We start from the raw sequence: 4307 nt of genomic DNA, 5'->3' as shown, positions 1-4307 counted from the left end.
CAGAGATGAGGAAAGGCGGCAGACAGGAGGCAGGCACGTGATCGTGGTGTCCGAAGAGGTGCGGGAAGCGCTCGACGCGCGCCGGCCGGTGGTGGCCCTGGAGTCGACGATCATCGCGCACGGGCTGCCCCGCCCGCGCAATCTGCAGGTCGCGCTGGAGCTGGAGGACGTCGTACGGCAGGAGGGCGCCGTACCGGCGACGATCGCCGTGCTGGACGGGCGGCCCCATGTCGGACTGGACAAGGAGCAGTTGGAGCGGGTCGCCAACGAGGACGGGATCCGTAAGCTGGGGCACCGCGATCTGCCGCTCGCGGTGGCGGCGGGTGCGAGCGGCGCGACGACCGTGTCCGCGACGGCGTTGCTGGCCGCTCTCGCGGGTGTCCGCGTGTTCGCGACGGGCGGCCTCGGCGGGGTGCACCGGGAGTGGACGGTGACGCAGGACGAGTCGGCGGACCTGGGTCTGCTGGCGCGGACCCGGATCACGGTGGTGTGCGCGGGCGTCAAGTCGATCCTGGACGTGCCGGCGACACTGCAGCGCCTGGAGACACTGGGCATCGCGGTGGCCGGGTACGGCACGGCTCGCTTCCCCGGCTTCTATCTGTCCGACTCGGGGCATCCCGTGGACTGGACGCTGGACTCCCCGGGGCAGGTGGCGGACGTCATGCGCGCGCAGGACGCGCTGGACGGCCCGGAATCGGCGCTCATCGTGGCGAACCCGGTCCCCGAGGAGGAGCAGCTCGATCCCGCGCTCCACGCGCGCGTGCTCGCCGAGGCGTTGCGGGCGTGCGAGGCGCAGGGAGTGAGCGGGCAGGCCGTGACGCCGTTCCTGCTCGACCATCTGGTGCGGCACACCGACGGCGCGTCACTGAGCGCCAATCTGGCGGCGGTGCGCGGCAACGTACGACTCGCGGGACGGATCGCGGCGGCCTGGGCCGGGGTGTGAACGGGACGGATCGCGGCGGCGGCCCGGGCCGGGGCGCGAACCGGGCGGACCGGGGCGGTTCCGGGCGGGACGCGGGTCCGGCGCCCGGGGCGCTGCTCGTCGTCGGTGACGTGGTCACGGACATCGTCGCCCGGCACCACGGGCCGCTCGCGGCGGGCACCGACACGGCCGCCGAGATCCGTACCCTGCCGGGCGGGGCCGGTGCCAACGTCGCGTGCTGGGCCGCGCATCGGGGCCGCGCGGAGGTGCGGCTGCTGGGCCGGGTGGGGGCGGATGCCGCCGCTTGGCACGAGCGTGAGCTGGTGGCCTGCGGCGTACGCCCCCTCCTCGTCGTCGATCCGCAGGCACCGACGGGGACGGTGATCTGTCTGGTGGACCAGGGGGCCTCGGCCGAGCGGACGTTTCTCACCGACAGCGGGGCCTCCCTGCGGCTCGGCCCCGACGACTGGTCGCCCGCGCTGCTCGACGGTGTCGCGCGGCTGCATCTGTCGGGCTATCTGCTCTTCTCCGAGCCGAGCCGGGCGCTGGTGTCGGTGGCTCTGGAGTCGGCACGCGCGCGGGGGGTACCGGTCAGCCTGGACCCCGCGTCGGCGGGGTTCCTCACGGAACTGGGCGTGGACCGCTTCCTCGCGCTCGCCGAGGGCGTCGATCTGCTGCTGCCCAGTCGCGACGAGGCGTTCCTGCTGACGGGCCTGCCCGATCCGGCGGACGCGGCGGCCAAGTTGAGCCGCCACGTCCCCCTGGTCGTCGCGAAGCAGGGCCCCGACGGGGCCCTCGTGGCCCGCTCGGGTGCCGTACGGGCCCACGTCCCGGCGGTGCCCGCGGACCCTCGCGACACCACGGGTGCCGGTGACGCGTTCACCGGAGCGTTCCTCGCCGCCCTTCTCGCGGGCGCCGAGCCCGAGGCGGCGGCGGTGGAGGGGTGCAGGGCGGGGGCGATGGCGGTGGAGCGGGTCGGGGGCAGGCCCGAGGGGGCGCGGGTCCGGTAGTGGCGCTACTTGCGTCCCCAGGCCGAGATCATCGGCGCGGTCGCCAGGTCCATCGACCCGGAGGCCACGTTGGCCAGGTGACGGTCGATGTCCTCGTCGGTGGCGAGTCCCGCGGTGACGAGCTGGTCGCGGATCTGACGGATCGTCGCGGACTCGAGGTCTGCGCAGGCGGTCGAGGTGACGGGGAAGTACGCGTCGGCCTCCACCTCGCGCAGTCCCGCCTCCCGCAGCAGGCGAGGGAGTTTGCGGCCGTAGGAGAGGTCGGCGCCGCGCTCGGCGAGCAGCTTGCGGAAGCCGTGCCTCAGCCGGTTCGCGAGCTGTTGCTCGGGGCCGTGTTCGTCGGGGCAGAGCAGCGGTTGCAGCGCGGGGTCGGCGTCCTCGATGAGAAGCCGTCCGCCGGGCCGCAGGGCCTTGACCATCGACCGCAACGCCCGCTCCCGGTCCGGTACATGAACCAGCACGAGCCGTGCGTGCACGAGGTCGAAGCCCTCCCCCGGCGGTTCCTCGGCGCCCACGTCGTGCACCCGGATCTCGACCGGCGGGCGGGCCGCGGAGGCCGCCCACGACGTGTCGATGTCGGTCGCGACGACCCGCCCGGTCGGGCCGACCTTCTTGGCGAGCCAGGACACCACGGACGTGCCGCCCGCGCCGACCTCCCAGCAGCGCCAGCCGGACCCGATGCCGAAGCGCTCGATGTGCCGGAAGGTCGTGGGGTCGAAGAGAGCGGCGAAGGCGTCGAAGCGCTTTCCCGCCTCGGTCTGCCGGTTGTCGAGGAGATAGCCGTCGGTTTGCGTCATACAGCGATCATCCCAGTTGACCCGCTTGTCCGGAATCGCCGACGCTCCCGTTCCCCCCACCCGTGCGTCACCGCGGGCACCGACCTCCTCTGACGCTCGGACAGCAACCCTGCCCGGTCTGGTCCGAGACCGCCCGGCACCACCGAAACGAAGTGGAACATTCCGTTCCCACAGGCTTTCCCGGCGGGCGAAAGGGACTGGCAGACTTGCACACCAGGGCGCGAAGTACGGCGCGGGGAGATCCACGCAAGGAGTTCCGGATGTCCATGGCAGGGAATCTGCGGAAGGTCACGGGCCTCGGCAAGGTCGGCGGCCTCCGTAAGGTGGCGCGGCTGGCCCGGCGGCGTACCCGTGTCGACCTGAGTCACCACGCCCGGTCCCCGCTGGGCACGGCGGTGGTGAACTGCGTGGCGTACCAGGACGGCGCCAGGGTCCCGGGCGGACGCGATCTCGTCGAGACCGTGGAGCGGATCCGCAAGAGCGACGAGGGTTTCGTCTGGCTCGGGCTGCACGAGCCCACGGACCAGGAGTTCGCCGGCATCGCCGACCTCTTCGACCTGCACCCGCTGGCCGTCGAGGACGCGGTGGAGGCCCATCAGCGGCCGAAGCTGGAGCGGTACGGCGACACACTCTTCGCGGTGTTCAAAACGGTCTGCTACGTCGAGCACAAGGAGCTGACGGCGACCAGCGAGGTGGTGAACACCGGCGAGATCATGGTCTTCGTAGGGTCCGACTTCGTCATCACCGTGCGGCACGGACGGCACGGGTCACTGGGGCCGCTGCGCGAGGAGCTGGAGGCGGACGCCCGTCAGCTCGCCAAGGGCCCGGCCGCGGTGCTGCACGCGATCGCGGACCATGTGGTCGACGACTACGTGCATGTCACGGACTCGGTCCAGGAGGACATCGACCAGGTCGAGGCCGATGTTTTCGCCGAAAACGGCGCGCGGGCGGACGCGGGCCGCATCTACCAGCTCAAGCGCGAACTCCTCGAACTGAAGCGGGCGGTGGTGCCGCTCGCCCGCCCCGTCCAGGAGCTCGCCACCCGGCCGATACGGGTGATCGCCCCGGAGATACAGGCGTACTTCCGGGACGTCTCCGACCATCTGCTGCGGGTCACCGAGCAGATCGCCGCCTTCGACGAACTGCTCAACTCGATCCTGCAGGCGCACCTCGCGCAGGTGACGGTGGCGCAGAACGAGGACATGCGGAAGATCACGGCCTGGGCGGCGGTCATCGCCGTACCGACGATGGTCTGCGGGCTCTACGGCATGAACTTCGACCACATGCCGGAACTGCACTGGCGGTTCGGTTACCCCATGGTCATCGGCGTGATCACCCTCGCCTGCCTCGTCCTGTACCGGGGGTTCCGGCGCAACGGCTGGCTGTGAGAGTGGTGAGCCGCTCCTCGCCCGGCACGGCCGGCCGGGCGGGAGTGCGCGCTCATGACCCTCCTGGTCGCAAGAGTCCGCGCGGTCAGCGCAACGCGCTCCTCGCGTAGACGCTCTCGACCCACGCGGCGAGCTGTTCGTCCGTCAGATGCTGGGCCAGGTCGGCCTCGCTGATCATGCCGACGAGGCG

The 4307-nt window shown here is 72.0% G+C and carries 4 protein-coding genes and 1 pseudogene; 3 read left to right on the top strand and 2 right to left on the bottom strand.

What is annotated here, in order from left to right:
• Positions 1–37 precede the first annotated feature (37 nt).
• Positions 38–943, top strand: a complete 906-nt coding sequence (locus ABZ656_RS56755; RefSeq protein WP_101405770.1) for a pseudouridine-5'-phosphate glycosidase — start codon at positions 38–40, stop codon at positions 941–943.
• Positions 944–1035: 92 nt separating this feature from the next.
• Positions 1036–1932, top strand: a complete 897-nt coding sequence (locus ABZ656_RS56750; protein WP_360280404.1) for a sugar kinase — start codon at positions 1036–1038, stop codon at positions 1930–1932.
• 5 nt (positions 1933–1937) lie between these two features.
• Here ABZ656_RS56750 and ABZ656_RS56745 read toward each other — a convergent pair whose 3' ends face one another.
• Entirely contained in the window at positions 1938–2729 is a 792-nt protein-coding gene (locus ABZ656_RS56745) for a methyltransferase domain-containing protein (protein ID WP_101405768.1), read from the bottom strand.
• Positions 2730–2989: 260 nt separating this feature from the next.
• Here ABZ656_RS56745 and corA point away from each other — a divergent pair, with 260 nt between their 5' ends.
• Positions 2990–4117 (top strand): magnesium/cobalt transporter CorA, encoded by a 1128-nt coding sequence (gene corA / locus ABZ656_RS56740; protein WP_101405767.1) that lies wholly within the window; start codon positions 2990–2992, stop codon positions 4115–4117.
• Positions 4118–4202: 85 nt separating this feature from the next.
• Here corA and ABZ656_RS56735 read toward each other — a convergent pair.
• A pseudogene (locus ABZ656_RS56735) lies at positions 4203–4307 on the bottom strand (CBS domain-containing protein); the annotation flags it as partial.

Source organism: Streptomyces sp. NPDC007095 (assembly GCF_040634475.1).
Lineage (GTDB): Bacteria > Actinomycetota > Actinomycetes > Streptomycetales > Streptomycetaceae > Streptomyces.
The sequence above is the reverse complement of the archived record's forward strand: the minus strand, read 5'-3'. Positions and strand labels throughout refer to the sequence as shown.